Annotated in this window: 14 protein-coding genes; all 14 read right to left on the bottom strand. The window is 63.1% G+C overall.

Annotated elements, in window-relative coordinates; translation table 11 throughout:
- Positions 1–7: 7 nt before the first annotated feature.
- Positions 8–658: a 50S ribosomal protein L3 gene (rplC, locus tag EGM71_RS03935; protein ID WP_004145336.1), complete on the bottom strand. Its 651-nt coding sequence runs from the start codon at positions 656–658 to the stop codon at positions 8–10.
- An 11-nt stretch (positions 659–669) separates the two neighbouring features.
- Positions 670–981, bottom strand: coding sequence for a 30S ribosomal protein S10 (gene rpsJ / locus EGM71_RS03930; RefSeq protein ID WP_005408208.1), 312 nt, complete (start codon positions 979–981; stop codon positions 670–672).
- 332 nt (positions 982–1,313) lie between these two features.
- Positions 1,314–2,504, bottom strand: a complete 1,191-nt coding sequence (gene tuf / locus EGM71_RS03925; protein ID WP_004154360.1) for an elongation factor Tu — start codon at positions 2,502–2,504, stop codon at positions 1,314–1,316.
- 51 nt (positions 2,505–2,555) lie between these two features.
- The gene (fusA, locus tag EGM71_RS03920) at positions 2,556–4,697 is read right to left on the bottom strand and encodes an elongation factor G (RefSeq protein WP_188487951.1); all 2,142 of its coding nucleotides are present in this window, start codon (positions 4,695–4,697) and stop codon (positions 2,556–2,558) included.
- A 141-nt stretch (positions 4,698–4,838) separates the two neighbouring features.
- Positions 4,839–5,312: a 30S ribosomal protein S7 gene (gene rpsG / locus EGM71_RS03915; protein ID WP_004145321.1), complete on the bottom strand. Its 474-nt coding sequence runs from the start codon at positions 5,310–5,312 to the stop codon at positions 4,839–4,841.
- Positions 5,313–5,324: 12 nt separating this feature from the next.
- Positions 5,325–5,699 carry a 30S ribosomal protein S12 gene (gene rpsL, locus EGM71_RS03910; protein ID WP_004145320.1) on the bottom strand — a complete coding sequence of 125 codons (375 nt, stop codon included), beginning with the start codon at positions 5,697–5,699 and terminating at the stop codon, positions 5,325–5,327.
- A gap of 283 nt (positions 5,700–5,982) precedes the next feature.
- Positions 5,983–10,203, bottom strand: coding sequence for a DNA-directed RNA polymerase subunit beta' (gene rpoC / locus EGM71_RS03905; protein ID WP_188487949.1), 4,221 nt, complete (start codon positions 10,201–10,203; stop codon positions 5,983–5,985).
- A gap of 89 nt (positions 10,204–10,292) precedes the next feature.
- Positions 10,293–14,447: a DNA-directed RNA polymerase subunit beta gene (gene rpoB / locus EGM71_RS03900; RefSeq protein ID WP_188487947.1), complete on the bottom strand. Its 4,155-nt coding sequence runs from the start codon at positions 14,445–14,447 to the stop codon at positions 10,293–10,295.
- A 329-nt stretch (positions 14,448–14,776) separates the two neighbouring features.
- The gene (rplL, locus tag EGM71_RS03895; RefSeq protein ID WP_014036098.1) at positions 14,777–15,145 is read right to left on the bottom strand and encodes a 50S ribosomal protein L7/L12; all 369 of its coding nucleotides are present in this window, start codon (positions 15,143–15,145) and stop codon (positions 14,777–14,779) included.
- Between the two features lie 63 nt (positions 15,146–15,208).
- The gene (gene rplJ / locus EGM71_RS03890; protein ID WP_005408203.1) at positions 15,209–15,745 is read right to left on the bottom strand and encodes a 50S ribosomal protein L10; all 537 of its coding nucleotides are present in this window, start codon (positions 15,743–15,745) and stop codon (positions 15,209–15,211) included.
- 386 nt (positions 15,746–16,131) lie between these two features.
- Complete coding sequence (rplA, locus tag EGM71_RS03885; RefSeq protein WP_004154350.1) at positions 16,132–16,830, bottom strand: 50S ribosomal protein L1; 699 nt, start codon at positions 16,828–16,830, stop codon at positions 16,132–16,134.
- A 4-nt stretch (positions 16,831–16,834) separates the two neighbouring features.
- Complete coding sequence (gene rplK / locus EGM71_RS03880; RefSeq protein ID WP_004145248.1) at positions 16,835–17,263, bottom strand: 50S ribosomal protein L11; 429 nt, start codon at positions 17,261–17,263, stop codon at positions 16,835–16,837.
- 258 nt (positions 17,264–17,521) lie between these two features.
- Entirely contained in the window at positions 17,522–18,082 is a 561-nt protein-coding gene (gene nusG, locus EGM71_RS03875) for a transcription termination/antitermination protein NusG (protein ID WP_004154362.1), read from the bottom strand.
- Between the two features lie 10 nt (positions 18,083–18,092).
- Entirely contained in the window at positions 18,093–18,506 is a 414-nt protein-coding gene (gene secE, locus EGM71_RS03870) for a preprotein translocase subunit SecE (RefSeq protein ID WP_004154361.1), read from the bottom strand.
- Positions 18,507–18,551 lie beyond the last annotated feature (45 nt).

The raw sequence follows: 18,551 nt of genomic DNA, 5'->3' as shown, positions 1-18,551 counted from the left end.
TCTCTCCTTATGCCTTGCTCGCCGGACGGACGATCACGTCGCCACCCGCCGCGCCCGGAACGGCGCCGCGAACGGCGATCAGACCGCGCTCGACGTCGACCTTGACCACTTCCAGGTTCTGGGTGCTCTGCTGCACCGCGCCCATGTGGCCCGACATCTTCTTGCCCGGGAAAACGCGACCCGGGGTCTGGCGCTGACCCAGCGAACCCGGCGCGCGATGCGACAGCGAGTTACCGTGGGTTGCATCGCCCATACGGAAGTTGTGGCGCTTGATGGTGCCCTGGAAGCCCTTACCCTTGGTGACACCCTGGACGTCGACGATCTGGCCGACTTCGAAGATGTCCGCCTTGACTTCGCCGCCAACGGCGAAATCGCCGAGCTGCGCGTCTTCAACGCGGAATTCCCACAGGCCACGACCCGCTTCCACCTTCGCCTTGGCGAAGTGGCCGGCTTCCGGCTTGTTGACCAGGGCAGCGCGACGCGCGCCGACGGTCACCTGCACGGCGCTGTAGCCGTCGGTTTCGACGGTCTTGATCTGCGCGATGCGGTTCGGGGTTGCTTCGATCAGGGTCACCGGGATGGAGCGGCCATCTTCAGTGAACACGCGGCTCATGCCAGCCTTGCGGCCCACGAAGCCCAACGAATACTTCTTCGTCATGGTCGTAGTCCTCAGGTCAGCTTGATCTGAACGTCGACGCCGGCAGCCAGTTCGAGCTTCATCAGCGCGTCCACGGTCTTGTCATTCGGGTCAACGATATCGAGCACGCGCTTGTGCGTGCGGGTCTCGTACTGGTCACGCGCGTCCTTGTCGACGTGCGGGGAAACGAGAACGGTGTAACGCTCGATCTTGGTCGGCAGCGGGATCGGGCCACGCACTTGCGCGCCGGTCCGCTTTGCCGTTTCAACGATCTCGCTGGCCGAACGGTCGATCAGACGATGATCGAACGCTTTCAGCCGGATCCGGATCTTTTGGTCCGCCATGGCGGTAGGTTCCTTCGTTAAAAGAGCGACAGACAAAGCCTCTGGGTTGCTTTGCCCCATGAAATTCCTGAATACAGACGGCCCGCACTCCTGCAGGCCGCCAAGGTCAATCCCTAGACCTCAAAAACGTAGGCAGACCAGTCACCCGGCCTGCCCAGACGTAGAAGCATAATGGCACGCAAGGCAGCTGTCAACAGTCGCCTGTTGACGCCGCCTGAATGGCATTGACCCTTCCTGGTCCGGGGAACACAAGGCACATCCTGTGCCTGCTTTCCCATTTGATACGCCCCGATGCCCTACCCAGGCAACATCGGGGCGCAGATACTACCAGATTACTCGATGATCTTCGAGACCACGCCGGCGCCGACGGTACGGCCACCTTCGCGGATGGCGAAGCGCAGGCCTTCGTCCATTGCCACCGGGTTGATCAGGGTGACGACCATCTTGACGTTGTCACCCGGCATCACCATTTCGACGCCTTCCGGCAGAGCAGCTGCGCCGGTGATGTCGGTGGTGCGGAAGTAGAACTGCGGACGGTAGCCGTTGAAGAACGGGGTGTGGCGGCCGCCTTCGTCCTTCGACAGGACGTACACTTCGCCTTCGAACTTGGTGTGCGGCTTGATCGAACCCGGCTTGGCCAGGACCTGGCCACGCTCGACGTCGTCACGCTTGGTGCCGCGCAGCAGCAGGCCAGCGTTGTCGCCTGCCTGACCCTGGTCCAGCAGCTTGCGGAACATTTCAACGCCGGTCACGGTGGTCTTCTGCACCGGACGGATGCCGACGATTTCGATTTCGTCGCCAACCTTGATCACGCCGCGCTCGATACGACCGGTCACCACGGTGCCGCGGCCCGAGATCGAGAACACGTCTTCCACCGGCATCAGGAACGGCTTGTCGATCGCGCGCTCCGGCTCCGGAATCCAGCTGTCCAGGGCGTCGACCAGCTTCAGGATGGCCGGCACGCCGATGTCGCTCTGGTCGCCTTCCAGCGCCAGACGGGCCGAACCGGCGATGATCGGGGTGTCGTCGCCCGGGAAGTCGTACTTGCTCAGCAGTTCACGCACTTCCATCTCGACCAGCTCGAGCAGCTCGGCGTCGTCAACCATGTCGGCCTTGTTCAGGAACACGACGATGTACGGCACGCCGACCTGACGCGACAGCAGGATGTGCTCGCGGGTCTGCGGCATCGGGCCGTCAGCGGCCGAGCACACCAGGATCGCGCCGTCCATCTGGGCGGCACCGGTGATCATGTTCTTGACGTAGTCAGCATGGCCCGGGCAATCGACGTGGGCGTAGTGACGGACCGGGGATTCGTATTCGACGTGCGCGGTCGAGATCGTGATACCACGAGCCTTTTCTTCCGGCGCGGCGTCGATCGAGGAGTAATCCTTGAACTCGCCACCGAAGCGCTCGGCACCGATCTTGGTCAGTGCAGCGGTCAGCGTGGTCTTGCCATGATCGACGTGACCGATGGTGCCGACGTTGACGTGCGGCTTGGTGCGCTCGAACTTACCCTTTGCCATTGTTCTATACCTTGATTATGTAAGTAGTTTTCAGGAGAGGCTGAGCGGAGCTCAGCCCTTCTTCATGACGGCTTCGGCGATGTTGTTCGGCGCCGGCTCGTAATGGTCGAATTCCATGGTGAAGGTGGCGCGACCCTGGGTCTGCGAACGCAGAGCCGTGGCGTAGCCGAACATTTCACCCAGCGGGATCATCGCGTTGATGATGCTGGCCGAACCGTCACCGGTGGTGTCGGAACCCTGCAGCACGCCGCGACGACGGCTCACGTCGCCCATCACGTCACCCTGGTAGTCCTCCGGGGTCACGATCTCGACCTTCATGATCGGCTCCAGCAGCACCGGCTTCGCCTTGGCGAAGCCCTGCTTGAAGGCCATCGACGAAGCCAGCTTGAACGCCATTTCCGAGGAGTCGACGTCGTGGTACGAACCGAACACCAGCTTCACCTTGACGTCCACGACCGGGAAGCCAGCCAGCGGACCGCTGGTGATGGTTTCGCGCAGGCCCTTTTCGATCGACGGGATGAATTCCTTCGGAATCACACCACCGGTGATGTCGTTGACGAACAGGAAGTCGTCCTTGATCGCCGGAGCAAGCTTGGCGTCGGCACGGTCTTCAGCGGTCAGCGGCGACAGCTCGATCACGACGTGACCGTACTGACCCTTACCACCGGACTGCTTGGCGTGCTTGTAGTCCGACTTGACGTCAGCCAGGGTGATGGTTTCGCGGTAGGCCACCTGCGGTGCGCCGACGTTGGCTTCAACGTTGAACTCGCGCTTCAGGCGGTCAACGATGATGTCCAGGTGCAGCTCGCCCATGCCCGAGATGATGGTCTGGCCGGATTCTTCGTCGGTCTTGACGCGGAACGACGGATCTTCCTGCGCCAGGCGACCCAGCGCCAGACCCATCTTTTCCTGGTCCGACTTGGTCTTCGGCTCGACGGCCATCGAGATCACCGGCTCCGGGAACGTCATGCGCTCCAGGATGATCGGCTTGTCGACCGCACACAGGGTGTCACCGGTGGTGGTGTCCTTCAGGCCCACGGCAGCAGCGATGTCACCCGCCAGAACTTCCTTGATTTCCTCGCGGTTGTTCGAGTGCATCTGCAGGATGCGGCCGATGCGCTCCTTCTTGCCCTTCACCGAGTTCAGCACGGTGTCGCCACCGTTCAGGGTGCCCGAGTAGACACGGAAGAAGGTCAGCGCGCCGACGAACGGGTCGGTGATGATCTTGAAGGCCAGCGACGAGAACGGAGCCTTGTCGTCGGACTTGCGGGTCATGGCGATGTTTTCATCGTCCACGTCGGTACCGGTCACGTCCGGAACGTCGACCGGCGACGGCAGCAGCTGGATCACGCCGTCCAGCATAGCCTGCACGCCCTTGTTCTTGAACGCCGAGCCGCAGTACATCGGCACGATCTCGGTGGCCAGGGTGCGGGTACGCAGCGCGTTGATGATTTCAGCCTCGGCCAGCTCTTCGCCGCCCAGGTACTTTTCCATCAGCTCTTCGCTGGCTTCAGCCGCGGCTTCGATCATGAAGGTACGGGCTTCTTCAGCCTTTTCCTGCAGGTCGGCCGGGATGTCGCCGTACTCGAACTTCATGCCCTGCGAGGCTTCATCCCAGTGGATGGCCTTCATCTTCAGCAGGTCGACGACGCCCTTGAAGCCTTCTTCAGCGCCGATCGGCAGCTGCATCGGTACGGCGACGGCGCCGAGCTTGGCCTTCAGCTGGTCACGGACCTTGTAGAAGTTGGCGCCGGTGCGGTCCATCTTGTTGACGAACGCAATGCGCGGCACCTTGTACCGGTTGGCCTGGCGCCACACGGTTTCCGACTGCGGCTGCACGCCACCAACGGCACACAGCACGAACACCGCACCGTCGAGCACGCGCAGCGAGCGCTCCACTTCGATGGTGAAGTCGACGTGCCCGGGGGTGTCGATGATGTTGAAGCGATGCTCCGGCAGGGACTTGTCCATGCCCTTCCAGAACGCGGTGGTGGCAGCGGACTGGATCGTGATGCCACGCTCCTGCTCCTGCTCCATCCAGTCCATGGTGGCGGCGCCGTCGTGCACTTCACCGATCTTGTGGCTCTTGCCGGTGTAGAACAGGATGCGCTCGGACGTGGTGGTCTTGCCGGCATCAATGTGAGCCATGATGCCGAAGTTACGGTAACGCTCGATGGGAGTGGAACGGGCCACGGGAGCCTCTCAGATTTCTTGGATTTCGGATGGCCGAACGCCGCCTTTCGGCGGCCTTCGGATTGGCGCAGTCCTTCCGGGACCGCGAGGCAGCACGCACCGAAGTGGTGCTGCCCTGCCTGTTTTACAAGGCCGTCAAACTCACCAGCGGTAGTGGGCGAATGCCTTGTTGGCTTCGGCCATGCGGTGGGTTTCTTCGCGCTTTTTGATGGCGCCGCCACGGTTTTCCGAGGCGTCGATCAGTTCAGCAGCCAGCTTCTTCGGCATGGTGTTCTCACCACGCTTGCGCGCGGAGTCGATCAGCCAGCGCATGGCCAGGGCCATCTTGCGCGACGAACGCACTTCGACCGGCACCTGGTAGGTGGCACCACCGACGCGGCGCGACTTGACTTCGACCGCCGGAGCGACGTTGTCCAGAGCCTTCTGCACCAGTTCAATGGCGTTGGCGCTGCTGTTCTTCTCGGTGATCACGTCCATGGCGCCGTACACGATCTTTTCGGCGACGGACTTCTTGCCGCTCTGCATGACCATGTTGATGAAGCGGGCGATGGTTTCGCTTCCGTGCTTCGGATCGGGCAGGACGGAACGCTGCGGAGTATTACCCTTACGCGACATAGTGCTCTCTCCTTATGCCTTCGGACGCTTGGCGCCGTACTTGGAACGGGCCTGGCGACGCTTGGCAACGCCGGCGGCGTCGAGCGAGCCACGAACGGTGTGGTAACGCACACCCGGCAGGTCCTTGACGCGACCGCCCCGGATCAGGACCACGGAGTGCTCCTGCAGGTTGTGGCCTTCACCACCGATGTAGGAAATCACTTCTTCCTGGTTGGTCAGGCGGACCTTGGCAACCTTGCGCAGAGCCGAGTTCGGCTTCTTCGGAGTGGTGGTGTAGACACGGGTGCAGACGCCACGGCGCTGCGGGCACTTGTCGAGCGCCGGCGAGGCACTCTTGTAGGTGGTCGCTTGCCGCGGCTTGCGGACCAGCTGGTTGATCGTCGCCATCAGTAGGTTCTTCTGATTGGTGGCCGGAAAATCCGACCAGAGATGCGGAAATGTTAAAGCAGGCCGAAATTTTGGCCTGCTGAGACAGACGATTGTAGCAACCCGCCAGGAAAGCAGTCAAACGCCTCCTGTCAAGCCCGTCCCTGATCCCGGGACGTTACTGGGGGGCCTCCATGTACCCCGTTCAGGTTGGCGGGGAGGATCGCGAACGATCCCCCTGCCCTATCCCAATCCCATCAATGGATCGATGGGGGTGGTCCGGCCTCGCGGCCGGACCGGTGTATCAGTCTTCCGAAGCCTGTTCAGTCTCGGCTTCAACAGCCGGCGCTTCGACAACAGCCGGGGTGCCGGCCAGGGTCTGCATCTCGGACTCGGTGAGACCGGTAGCGCCGCGGCGGCGGTTGCTGTGGTACGACAGGCCGGTACCGGCCGGAATCAGGCGGCCGACGATGACGTTTTCCTTCAGGCCACGCAGGTTGTCCTTGGTGCCGCGGACGGCAGCTTCGGTCAGCACGCGGGTGGTTTCCTGGAAGGATGCCGCCGAGATGAACGACTCGGTCGCCAGCGATGCCTTGGTGATACCCAGCAGCACCGGATCGAAACGGGCGATCAGCTCGTTGCGGGTCGACAGGCGCGCATTCTCCTCGATTACGCGCTGACGCTCCACCTGCTCGCCGTTCAGGAACTTGCTGCTGCCCTGGTCGGTGATCTCGACCTTGCGCAGCATCTGGCGGGTGATCACCTCGATGTGCTTGTCGTTGATCTTCACGCCCTGCAGGCGGTACACGTCCTGGATTTCCTTCACCAGGTAGGCGGCCAGCGGTTCGACACCCAGCAGACGCAGGATGTCCTGCGGGCTCGGCTCGCCGTCCACGATGGTTTCACCCTTGGTGACGTGCTCGCCTTCGAACACGATGACCTGGCGGTACTTCGGGATCAGCTCTTCGTGCTCCGAACCATCGGTGTCCTTGATGATCAGGCGCTGCTTGCCCTTGGTGTCCTTGCCGAAGCTGATGATGCCCGAACGCTCGGCCAGCACCGCCGGATCCTTCGGCTTGCGCGCTTCGAACAGATCGGCCACGCGCGGCAGACCACCGGTGATGTCGCGGGTCTTCGACGCTTCCTGCGGGATCTTGGCGACCACGTCACCCACGCCGACGGCAGCGCCGTCCTGCAGGTTGACGATCGAGCGCGGCGGCAGCAGGTACTGCGCCGGCAGATCGGTGCCCGGGATCGACAGGTCGTTGCCCTTGGCGTCGACGATGCGCACGATCGGGCGCAGGTCCTTGGCCTGGGTACCACGACGCTTCGGATCGGTGATTTCGCGCGACGCCAGGCCGGTCAGCTCGTCGGTCTTCTCGATGACGGTGATGCCGTCGACGAAGTCGATGAAGCGGATGAAGCCGGCCACTTCCGACACGATCGGGTGGTTATGCGGATCCCAGTTGGCCACAGTCTGGCCAGCCTTGATCGCATCACCGTCCTTGGACGTGATGGTCGCGCCGTACGGCAGCTTGTAACGCTCACGCTCACGACCGTGGGCATCGAGCACCGAGATTTCGCCCGAGCGCGACACTGCCACCAGCGAGCCGTTGGCGTGCTCGACGGACTTGAGGTTGCTGAACTTGACCGAGCCGGTGGTCTTGACGGTGATGTTGTCGACCGCAGCAGCTCGCGACGCCGCACCACCGATGTGGAACGTACGCATGGTCAGCTGGGTACCCGGCTCACCGATGGACTGGGCGGCGATGACGCCGACCGCTTCACCGATGTTGACCAGGTGGCCACGGGCCAGATCGCGGCCGTAGCAGCGACCGCAGACACCGAAGGCCGATTCGCACGAGATCGTCGAACGCACCTTGATGCTCTGCACGCCGGCGTCTTCCAGCTTGGCGACCCAGGCTTCGTCCAGCAGGGTGTTACGGGTGACGATCGGATCTTCGTCGTTGCCCGGCAGGAACACGTCCTCGGCAACCACGCGACCCAGCACGCGATCCTTCAGCGGCTCGACCACGTCGCCGCCTTCCACGATCGGGGTCATGATCAGGCCTTCGGTGGTACCGCAATCCACCTCGGTGATCACCACGTCCTGCGCGACGTCGACCAGACGACGGGTCAGGTAACCCGAGTTCGCGGTCTTCAGCGCGGTATCGGCCAGACCCTTACGGGCACCGTGAGTGGAGTTGAAGTACTCCTGCACGTTCAGGCCTTCGCGGAAGTTCGCCTTGATGGGCGTCTCGATGATCGAGCCGTCCGGGCGGGCCATCAGGCCACGCATGCCGGCCAGCTGACGGATCTGCGCCTGCGAACCACGCGCACCGGAGTCGGCCATGATGTACAGCGAGTTCATCGACTTCTGGTCGATGGTCTCACCCTTGGCATTGACCACCTTCTCGGTACCGATGGTGTCCATCATCGCCTTGGCGATGCGCTCGTTGGTGCGCGACCAGATGTCGACCACCTTGTTGTAGCGCTCGCCGGCGGTGACCAGACCCGACTGGTACTGCTCCTGGATTTCCAGCACTTCGGCTTCGGCCTCGGTGAGGATGCCCTTCTTCTCGTCCGGGATCAGCATGTCGTCGATGCCGATCGAGACGCCGGCACGGGTCGCGTAGGCGAAGCCGGTGTACATCAGCTTGTCGGCGAACACGACCGTGTCCTTCAGACCCAGCTGGCGGTAGCTGGAGTTGATCAGGCGGCTGATGTTCTTCTTGGTCAGCTCGGTGTTGGCCAGCGCGAACGGCAGGCCTTCGGGCAGGATTTCAGCCAGCAGGGCGCGACCGATCGTGGTGTCCACGATCGAGGTCTTCGGCTGCTTGTTGCCGTCTTCGTCGGTCACCACTTCGGTGATGCGGACCTTGACGCGCGCGTGCAGTTCCACCACGCGGTTGTCGTAGGCACGCTTCACTTCGGCGATGTTGGCGAAGGCCATGCCCTCGCCCTTCTTGTTTTCCAGCGAGCGGGTCATGTAGTACAGACCCAGCACGACGTCCTGCGACGGCACGATGATCGGCTCGCCGTTGGCCGGCGACAGGATGTTGTTGGTCGACATCATCAGCGCACGCGCTTCCAGCTGGGCTTCCAGCGAGAGCGGCACGTGGACAGCCATCTGGTCACCGTCGAAGTCGGCGTTGAACGCGGTGCAGACCAGCGGATGCAGCTGGATGGCCTTGCCTTCGATCAGCACCGGCTCGAACGCCTGGATGCCCAGACGGTGCAGGGTCGGCGCACGGTTCAGCATGACCGGGTGTTCGCGGATGACCTCTTCCAGGATGTCCCAGACTTCGGCTTCTTCGCGCTCGACCAGCTTCTTGGCGGCCTTGATGGTGGTGGCCAGGCCACGACGCTGCAGCTTGGCGAAGACGAACGGCTTGAACAGCTCAAGCGCCATCTTCTTCGGCAGACCGCACTGGTGCAGGCGCAGGTATGGACCGACCACGATGACCGAACGGCCCGAGTAGTCGACGCGCTTGCCAAGCAGGTTCTGGCGGAAGCGACCCTGCTTGCCCTTGATCATGTCGGCCAGCGACTTCAGCGGGCGCTTGTTGGTGCCGGTGATGGCACGACCACGACGGCCGTTGTCCAGCAGCGCATCGACCGATTCCTGCAGCATGCGCTTTTCATTGCGCACGATGATGTCCGGCGCGCTCAGTTCGAGCAGGCGGCGCAGGCGGTTGTTGCGGTTGATGACGCGGCGGTACAGGTCGTTCAGGTCGGAGGTCGCGAAGCGGCCACCATCCAGCGGGACCAGCGGACGCAGGTCCGGCGGCAGCACCGGCAGCACGGTCATGACCATCCATTCCGGACGGTTGCCCGATTCCAGGAAGGCTTCGATCAGCTTGATGCGCTTGGTGAGGCGCTTGAGCTTGGTTTCCGAACCGGTAGCAGCGATTTCCTCGCGCAGGCGGGTCATTTCCGACTGCAGGTCGATCGTGCGCAGCAGTTCGTAGACGGCCTCGGCGCCCATGGCGGCGTCGAAGTCGTCACCGTGCTCCTGGCGCGCCTGCAGGTACTGCTCTTCGGTCAGCAGCTGGCGGCGCTCCAGGGCGGTCAGGCCCGGCTCGGTCACCACGTACGCTTCGAAGTACAGCACGCGCTCGATGTCGCGCAGGGTCATGTCCAGCATCAGGCCGATGCGCGACGGCAGCGACTTGAGGAACCAGATGTGCGCGACCGGCGAAGCCAGGTCGATGTGGCCCATGCGCTCACGGCGCACCTTGGCCAGGGTCACTTCGGTGCCGCACTTTTCGCAGACCACGCCGCGGTGCTTCATGCGCTTGTACTTGCCGCACAGGCACTCGTAGTCCTTCACCGGGCCGAAGATGGCGGCGCAGAACAGGCCGTCGCGTTCCGGCTTGAAGGTACGGTAGTTGATGGTTTCCGGCTTCTTCACTTCGCCGAAGGACCACGAACGGATCAGGTCCGGCGAGGCCAGCGCGATCTTGATCGCGTCGAAGTCCAGCGTCTGGCGCTGCTGGTTGAAGAGGTTGAGCAGGTCTTTCATGGTGTTCTCCAGAAGGAGGAATGCTGTGTCGATGGGCTTTCAGTTGACTGCCAGCGGCGCGGCGGTGGAGGCCGCCGCGCCGGCATGGATCAGTTGTCTTCCAGTTCCATGTTGATGGCCAGCGAGCGGATTTCCTTCACGAGCACGTTGAAGGATTCCGGCATGCCCGCGACCATCTCGTGCTCACCGTCGACGATGTTCTTGTACATCTGGTTGCGGCCCTGCACGTCATCGGACTTCACCGTCAGCATTTCCTGCAGGGTGTAGGCCGCGCCGTAGGCTTCCAGCGCCCAGACTTCCATTTCACCGAAGCGCTGGCCGCCGAACTGCGCCTTGCCGCCCAGCGGCTGCTGGGTGACGAGCGAGTACGGACCGGTCGAACGGGCGTGCATCTTGTCGTCGACCAGGTGGTTCAGCTTCAGGTAGTGCATGTAACCGACGGTGGTGTGGCGATCGAACGCTTCACCGGTGCGGCCGTCGTACAGCTGGGTCTGGCCACTGCTCGGCAGGTCGGCCAGTTCCAGCATGCGCTTGATTTCCGCTTCGGTGGCACCGTCGAACACCGGGGTAGCCATCGGCACGCCGTCGGTCAGGTTGCGGGCCAGACGCAGCAGTTCCTCGTCGCTGAACTGCGACAGGTCGACACGGTTGGCCACGTTGGTGTCGTCGTGGTTGTAGATGTCGTCCAGGAACTTGCGCAGGTCGGCGACCGCCGCCTGGGCTTCCATCATCGCCTGGATCTTGCGGCCCAGGCCCTTGGCGGCCCAGCCCAGATGCACTTCCAGGATCTGGCCGATGTTCATACGCGACGGCACGCCCAGCGGGTTCAGCACGATGTCCACGGTTTCGCCCGAGGCCATGTACGGCATGTCCTCGACCGGCACCACGTTGGAGACCACACCCTTGTTGCCGTGGCGGCCTGCCATCTTGTCACCCGGCTGGATGCGGCGCTTCACGGCCAGGAACACCTTGACCATCTTCAGCACGCCCGGGGCGAGGTCGTCGCCGGCGGTGATCTTGCCGCGCTTGTCGGCGAAGCGACGCTCGAATTCCTTCTCGTGCGCCTGGATCTGCTTCTGCGCGCGCTCGATGGCTTCCGAAGCGTCTTCGTCCTTCATGCGCAGGGCGAACCAGTCAGCCTTCTTCAGGCCGTCCAGGAAGGCGTCGCTGATGACGTCGCCCTTCTTCAGGCCAGCGCCACCGTTGACCACCTTGCCCACGATCTGCGAACGCAGACGCATGTAGATGGCGGCTTCCAGGATGCGGAACTGGTCGTCGAAGTCCTTCTTGACGCGCTTGATTTCAGATTCTTCGATCTGGCGGGCGCGCTTGTCCTTCTCGATGCCGTCGCGGGTGAAGACCTGCACGTCGATGACGGTGCCGTCCATGCCCGGCGGAACGCGCAGCGAGCTGTCCTTAACGTCCGAAGCCTTCTCGCCGAAGATCGCGCGCAGCAGCTTCTCTTCCGGGGTCAGCTGGCTTTCGCCCTTCGGGGTGACCTTGCCGACCATGATGTCGCCGGCGCGGACTTCCGCACCGATGTACACCACGCCGCTCTCGTCCAGACGGTTCAGCGCCTGCTCGGAGACGTTCGGGATGTCGGCGGAGATTTCCTCCGGCCCCAGCTTGGTGTCACGCGCGACGCAGGTCAGCTCTTCGATGTGGATCGTGGTGTAGCGATCCTCTTCCACCACGCGCTCGGAGAGCAGGATGGAGTCTTCGAAGTTGTAGCCGTTCCACGGCATGAACGCGATCAGCATGTTCTGGCCCAGGGCCAGTTCGCCGATGTCGGTGGACGGACCGTCGGCCAGCACGTCGCCGCGGGCGATGACGTCACCCACCTGGACCAGCGGACGCTGGTTGATGCAGGTGTTCTGGTTCGAACGGGTGTACTTGACCAGGTTGTAGATGTCGACGCCGGCGTCGGTGGCACCGACGATCTCTTCCTCGACCACCTTGACCACGATGCGAGCGGCGTCGATCTGCACGATCTCACCACCACGACGGGCGTTCACGGTCACACCCGAGTCACGCGCCACGGCGCGCTCGATGCCGGTACCGACCAGCGGCTTCTGCGAGCGCAGGGTCGGCACGGCCTGACGCTGCATGTTCGCGCCCATCAGTGCGCGGTTCGCGTCATCGTGCTCCAGGAATGGAACCAGCGCGGCCGCGATCGACACGGTCTGCATCGGCGAGACGTCCATGAAGTGGACTTCCGCCGGCGGCTTCAGCAGCGATTCGCCCTGGAAGCGGCACGGAACGAACTGCTCGGTCAGCACGCTGTCGGCATTGGTCAGGGCGTTGGCCTGTGCAATGACGTACTCGTTCTCTTCGATGGCCGACAGGAACTCGACTTCGTCGAAGACCTTGCCGTCCACGACCTTGCGGTACGGGGTCTCGAGGAAACCGTACTTGTTGGTGCGGGCGTACACCGCCAGCGAGTTGATCAGGCCGATGTTCGGGCCTTCCGGGGTTTCGATGGTGCAGACGCGGCCGTAATGGGTCGGGTGCACGTCGCGCACTTCGAAGCCGGCGCGCTCACGGGTCAGACCGCCCGGGCCCAGGGCCGAGACGCGACGCTTGTGGGTCACTTCCGACAGCGGGTTGTTCTGGTCCATGAACTGCGACAGCTGCGAGGAGCCGAAGAACTCCTTGATGGCAGCGGCGACCGGCTTGGCGTTGATCAGCTCCTGCGGGGTCAGGCCTTCCGACTCGGCCATCGACAGGCGCTCCTTGACCGCGCGCTCGACGCGGACCAGGCCGACGCGGAACACGTTCTCGGCCATTTCGCCGACCGAACGCACGCGACGGTTGCCCAGGTGATCGATGTCATCGACCACGCCGCGACCGTTGCGGATCTCGGTCAGGACCTTGATCACGTCCAGGATGTCGGAGCTGTCGCCGTGGGCAGCGACCAGGCGCTTGGACTCTTCGTCGTTGCGCTCACCAAAGTACTTGCTGTCGTACAGCACGGCTTCGCCGGTGGTTTCCTTGCGGCCCACGCGACGGTTGAACTTCATGCGACCGACCGCGGACAGGTCGTAGCGCTCGAAGGTGAAGAACAGGTTGTGGAACAGGTTCTGCGCAGCATCCTTGGTCGGCGGCTCGCCCGGACGCATCATGCGGTAGATTTCGACCAGGGCTTCCAGCTGGGTCTTGGTCGGATCGATGCGCAGGGTGTTGGACAGGTACGGGCCACGATCCAGGTCGTTCACCCACAGGGTGCCCACCGCATCGACGCCGGCCTTGCGGAAGTTCTGCAGCTGCTCGTCGCTGATCTCGTCGTTGGCCTGGGCCAGCAGTTCGCCGGTCGAGGCATCGACCACGTCGTGCGACAGGATGCGGCCGACGATGTAATCGTCCGGCACGGCCAGGGCGGCAATGCCCGAGGCTTCCAGCTGCTTGATGTGACGTGCGGTGATGCGCTTGCCGGCTTCCACGATGACCTTGTCGCCATCGGCGAGGTCGAAGCCCAGGGTTTCGCCGCGCAGGCGCTCCGGCACCAGCTCCAGCTGGACGCCTTCATCCGGGTTGATGTGGAAGGTGTTGATCTCGAAGAACTCGGCCAGCATCTCTTCGTTGCTGTAGCCGAGCGCGCGCAGCAGGATCGACACCGGCAGCTTGCGGCGACGGTCGATACGGGTGAACAGCGCATCCTTCGGGTCGAACTCGAAGTCCAGCCAGGAGCCGCGGTAAGGAATGATGCGGGCGCTGTACAGCAGCTTGCCCGAGCTGTGGGTCTTGCCACGGTCGTGGTCGAAGAACACGCCCGGCGAGCGGTGCAGCTGGGAGACGATGACGCGCTCGGTGCCGTTGACGATGAAGGTGCCGTTCTCGGTCATCAGCGGGATTTCGCCCAGATAGACCTCCTGCTCCTTCACGTACTTGATGGCCTTGGTCGACGACTCGCGGTCGTAGATCACCAGGCGCACGGTCACGCGCAGCGGGGCGCCGTAGCTCATGCCGCGCTGGCGGCACTCACGCTCGTCGAAGACCGGTTCGCCCAGCTTGTAGCCGACGTATTCCAGGGCAGCGTTGCCGCTGTAGCTGGCGATCGGGAAGACCGACTTCAGCGCAGCGTGCAGGCCGTGGTCCGTGCGCTTGGCCGGATCGACGTTTTCCTGCAGGAATTCACGATAGGAATCCACCTGGATGGCGAGCAGGAACGGCACTTCGAGAATCGAGCGCTGCTTGCCGAAATCCTTGCGGATACGCTTTTTTTCGGTGAACGAATAGGACGTCATGAGGTCTTCCACCTTGTTGTGCGGATCGTGCGCCCACGATCCGAAGGGAACTTGAAATTGTCAGTTGGAAGTCGCTGGTATTGCCGGCACCAGCACGCCTTCTCCCGCTACTTCCAACTGCCAACTCGTCTGCTACCACTCCCCCGCTGCCGCGCTCTGCGCTGGCCTGCCGGGGTTTGACTGCAGCCCGTGTTGGGCTTTTTCCTGCTTTTGAAACAGTCGACTAACAGTCGACCCTACCGGTACTGCAACAACGACCAAAGGCCGGGGGCTTACGCCCCCAGCCTTGGCTGCATCGCCGTGAATCGGTGACGATGCAAGGTAACTGCTTACTTGACTTCGACAGTCGCGCCAGCAGCTTCCAGGTCCTTCTTCATCTTCTCGGCTTCGTCCTTCGAAGCGTTGTCCTTCAGGACGCCGCCGGCTTCGGCCAGGTCCTTCGCTTCCTTCAGGCCCAGGCCGGTGATGGCGCGGACGGCCTTGATGACTTCGACCTTCTTCTCGCCGGCAGTCTTCAGGGTGACGACGAATTCGGTCTGCTCTTCAACAGCAGCAGCCGGGCCAGCGGCAGCAGCCACGGCAACCGGAGCAGCGGCGGAGACGCCGAACTTCTCTTCGATGGCCTTGACCAGCTCCATCACTTCCATCAGGGACTTCTCGGCGATGGCGTCGACGATCTGTTCGTTGGTAAGGGACATGATTAATACCTTTGGATGATTTTCTGGGTTGAGGTTCCGTCAGGAACCACGGTAAGTCGAAACTCAGGCGGTCTCGGCGGCCGGCTCGGCAGCGTCAGCGGCGACATCGCCACCACCCTGCTTCTCGCCAACGGCCTTGATGGCGCGGGCAAACATCGTGACCGGCTCGGTCAGGACGCGGGCCAGCATGGCCAGGGCCTGGTCGCGGGTCGGCAGCGATGCCAGCACGTCGACGTGGCTCGCCGGGAACACTTCACCACCGATGGCGACGACCTTAGCCTTCAGCTTGTCGTTGCCCTTGGCGGCTTCCTTGATCAGGCGACCGGCAGCGCCGGGCTCCTCGAGCGAGAACGCGTACAGCAGCGGACCAACCATCTGGTCCTGTGCGACTGCGAACTCGGTGCCTTCGACGGCGCGCGAAGCCAGGGTGTTCTTGACAACCTTCAAGAAAACACCGGTTTCACGAGCCTGCTTGCGCATCGCGGTCATCTGGGCGACCGTGGTGCCAGCGTATTCGGCTGCGATCAAGGAGTGGGCCTTGGCGGCGACGTCTGCCAGCTCGGCGACTACTTCTTGCTTCTGGGACAGATTGAGAGCCATTGCACTCCTCCTATTGAACTCCGCTTACGGCTCCTGCCGTGTGCGGTCCTGTGCGGCATCCGTCCTGGACGCCGGGAACATCGGGATGATGTTCCGGGGGTGGGCCGTTCTAGACCTGGAGTGGGCCAACCTGGGAAACCCAGACGTGCGTGAACCAGAAAAACTCCAGAAGGGCACCATCTACGCAGGGTGATTCCGGGGAATCGATTAAGCGCTCCTGACTGCTCCGGCGGCGACTCCTTGCCAGATCGAGCTTCCGTGCCCGTCGCCGGTATTGCCACGACCGCGCCTGCGGTCTTTGACGGCTACCGCGGGCGATGCACTGCCAGCGATGCCTTCAAATGTCACGGCCACGGCACCCGAGGCACCGTGACCGCTTGAAACAATTACTTCAGGGTCAGCGACGACTGGTCGACGGTGACGCCCGGGCCCATCGTCGAGCTGACCGAAACCTTCTGCAGGTAGGTGCCCTTCGAGGTGGCCGGCTTGGCCTTGATCAGGTCCAGCAGCAGCGCGGTCAGGTTCGACTTCAGCGCGTCTTCGGCGAAGTCGGCCTTGCCGATGGTGCAGTGGATGATGCCAGCCTTGTCGGTGCGGTAACGGACCTGACCCGACTTGGCGTTCTTCACGGCTTCACCCGGGTTCGGGGAAACGGTGCCGACCTTCGGGTTCGGCATCAGGCCGCGCGGGCCCAGCACGGTGCCCAGCTTACCGACGACGCGCATGGCGTCCGGGGTCGCGATGACGACGTCGTAGTTCAGATCGCCGGCCTGCATCTTCTCGGCCAGGTCATCCATACCGACGGCTTCGGCGCCAGCGGCCAGGGCTTCATCAGCCTTGGCACCGGCCGGAGCGAACACGGCGACGCGGACCGACTTGCCGGTACCGGCCGGCAGCACGGTGGAGCCACGGACCTGCTGGTCGGACTTCTTCGCATCGACGCCCAGGCGCACGGCAACGTCGATCGACTCGACGAACTTGGCCTTGGTGGCGCTCTTCAGGATGTTGATCGCGTCCTCGAAGGCGTACGCCTTGCCCGGAACGACGGCGGCCTTGATGGCCTTCTCACGCTTGGTCTGTGCCATCTTATTAACCCTCCACCACGAGGCCCATGGAACGGGCAGAGCCAGCGATGGTACGCACGGCGGCGTCCAGGTCGGCGGCAGTCAGATCCGGTTCCTTCGCCTTGGCGATCTCTTCCAGCTGCTTACGGGTGACCTTGCCGACCTTCTCGGTGTTCGGGCGCTTGGAGCCCGACGAGATGCCAGCGGCCTTCTTCAGCAGGGTGGTAGCCGGGGTGCTCTTGGTGATGAAGGTGAACGTACGGTCCGAGTAGGCCGTGATGATCACCGGAACCGGCAGACCCGGCTCGAGCTTCTGCGTGGCAGCGTTGAACGCCTTGCAGAATTCCATGATGTTCAGACCGCGCTGACCCAGCGCAGGACCGACCGGCGGCGAGGGGTTGGCCTGACCGGCCTTCACCTGCAGCTTGATGTAACCGACAACTTTCTTTGCCATGTGAGTGCTCTCCGGGTGCTAGCGCCTTTCGACAACAGGCTCCCCATCGGACCGGGAATCACGCGTCCCGGCATCGCGTTTTGAAATCATGCTGAAGGCCACCTTGCGGCGGCCTCGTCCTGCTGGCTTTCCCAGCGGGGAGCCGCGCACTATAACAGGTTTTTTCTTCACATGCCTGAAGCGGCAGGTAAACGAACGAAACCGGGCCAGGCCCGGTTTCTGGTCCGGAGCCGAGCATCGCTCGACTCTACAGACGGGTCAGACGGCCTTTTCGACCTGGCCGAACTCGAGCTCGACCGGAGTGGCACGACCGAAGATCAGTACCGAGACGCGCAGACGGCTCTTCTCGTAGTTGACTTCTTCGACGACGCCATTGAAATCGTTGAACGGGCCGTCGGTGACGCGGACCATCTGACCCGGCTCGAACAGCACCTTCGGACGCGGCTTCTCGACACCTTCCTGAACGCGGTTCAGGATGGCTTCGGCCTCGGAATCGGCGATCGGCAACGGACGATCGGCAGTACCGCCGATGAAGCCCATCACGCGCGGGGTTTCCTTGACCAGGTGCCAGCTTTCGTTGTCGATGCGCGGAATACCGGCTTCTTCGTGGGTCTCGATCTGGACCAGCACGTAACCCGGGAAGAACTTGCGCTCGGAGCGGCGCTTCTGACCAGCGCGCATCTCGACCACTTCTTCGGTCGGGACCAGGACGTCGCCGAAGCGCTCTTCCATGCCGTCACGGACGATGCGATCGCGCAGAGCCTGCGCCACCGACTTCTCGAAGCCCGAATAGGCGTGAACGACGTACCAACGCTTCATGCAATTCTCCTTAGCGGCTCAGGAACCACTGAGTCAGTTTCTGGATCAGGAAGTCGAAGCCACCCAGCAGCAGGCTGAGGATGAGCACCACGACGATCACGACCCACGTCATGCGGATGGCTTCCTGGCGCGTCGGCCAGACCACCTTGCGCAGTTCGAAGCGCGACTCGGAGAGGAATTCGCGGGTGTCGCGCCCCTTGCCGGTCAGCATGAACACGCCGATACCGCCAACCAGACCGACCACGACCGCCAACGCACGCAACTGACCCGCCCACGCGCCCAGCTGGGCGGCGCGACCGGAGTCGGCGGAGAACCAGAACCAGACGAACAGACCGGCCAGCACCAGCAGCGATGCGGCGACATACTTGACGATATCTCCACCGTGGGCGGAGTTGTCCTTGGAGTGTTCGATCTTGCTATTCATCCGGCTGTGTCTGCTTTAGCGGCCCAGGCCGCTGGATAAGGTGGG

Origin of the sequence: Stenotrophomonas maltophilia (assembly GCF_006970445.1) — a bacterium.
In the GTDB taxonomy this organism is placed as follows: domain Bacteria; phylum Pseudomonadota; class Gammaproteobacteria; order Xanthomonadales; family Xanthomonadaceae; genus Stenotrophomonas; species Stenotrophomonas maltophilia_AU.
The sequence above is the reverse complement of the archived record's forward strand: the minus strand, read 5'-3'. Positions and strand labels throughout refer to the sequence as shown.

What these genes read in the sequence shown, in the direction of transcription:
- rplC (WP_004145336.1), bottom strand. Translation starts at nt 658, where the DNA reads ATGACGAAGAAGTATTCGTTGGGCTTCGTGGGCCGCAAGGCTGGCATG.
- rpsJ (WP_005408208.1), bottom strand. Translation starts at nt 981, where the DNA reads ATGGCGGACCAAAAGATCCGGATCCGGCTGAAAGCGTTCGATCATCGT.
- tuf (WP_004154360.1), bottom strand. Translation starts at nt 2,504, where the DNA reads ATGGCAAAGGGTAAGTTCGAGCGCACCAAGCCGCACGTCAACGTCGGC.
- rpsG (WP_004145321.1), bottom strand. Translation starts at nt 5,312, where the DNA reads ATGTCGCGTAAGGGTAATACTCCGCAGCGTTCCGTCCTGCCCGATCCG.
- rpsL (WP_004145320.1), bottom strand. Translation starts at nt 5,699, where the DNA reads ATGGCGACGATCAACCAGCTGGTCCGCAAGCCGCGGCAAGCGACCACC.
- rpoC (WP_188487949.1), bottom strand. Translation starts at nt 10,203, where the DNA reads ATGAAAGACCTGCTCAACCTCTTCAACCAGCAGCGCCAGACGCTGGAC.
- rpoB (WP_188487947.1), bottom strand. Translation starts at nt 14,447, where the DNA reads ATGACGTCCTATTCGTTCACCGAAAAAAAGCGTATCCGCAAGGATTTC.
- rplL (WP_014036098.1), bottom strand. Translation starts at nt 15,145, where the DNA reads ATGTCCCTTACCAACGAACAGATCGTCGACGCCATCGCCGAGAAGTCC.
- rplJ (WP_005408203.1), bottom strand. Translation starts at nt 15,745, where the DNA reads ATGGCTCTCAATCTGTCCCAGAAGCAAGAAGTAGTCGCCGAGCTGGCA.
- rplA (WP_004154350.1), bottom strand. Translation starts at nt 16,830, where the DNA reads ATGGCACAGACCAAGCGTGAGAAGGCCATCAAGGCCGCCGTCGTTCCG.
- rplK (WP_004145248.1), bottom strand. Translation starts at nt 17,263, where the DNA reads ATGGCAAAGAAAGTTGTCGGTTACATCAAGCTGCAGGTGAAGGCCGGT.
- nusG (WP_004154362.1), bottom strand. Translation starts at nt 18,082, where the DNA reads ATGAAGCGTTGGTACGTCGTTCACGCCTATTCGGGCTTCGAGAAGTCG.
- secE (WP_004154361.1), bottom strand. Translation starts at nt 18,506, where the DNA reads ATGAATAGCAAGATCGAACACTCCAAGGACAACTCCGCCCACGGTGGA.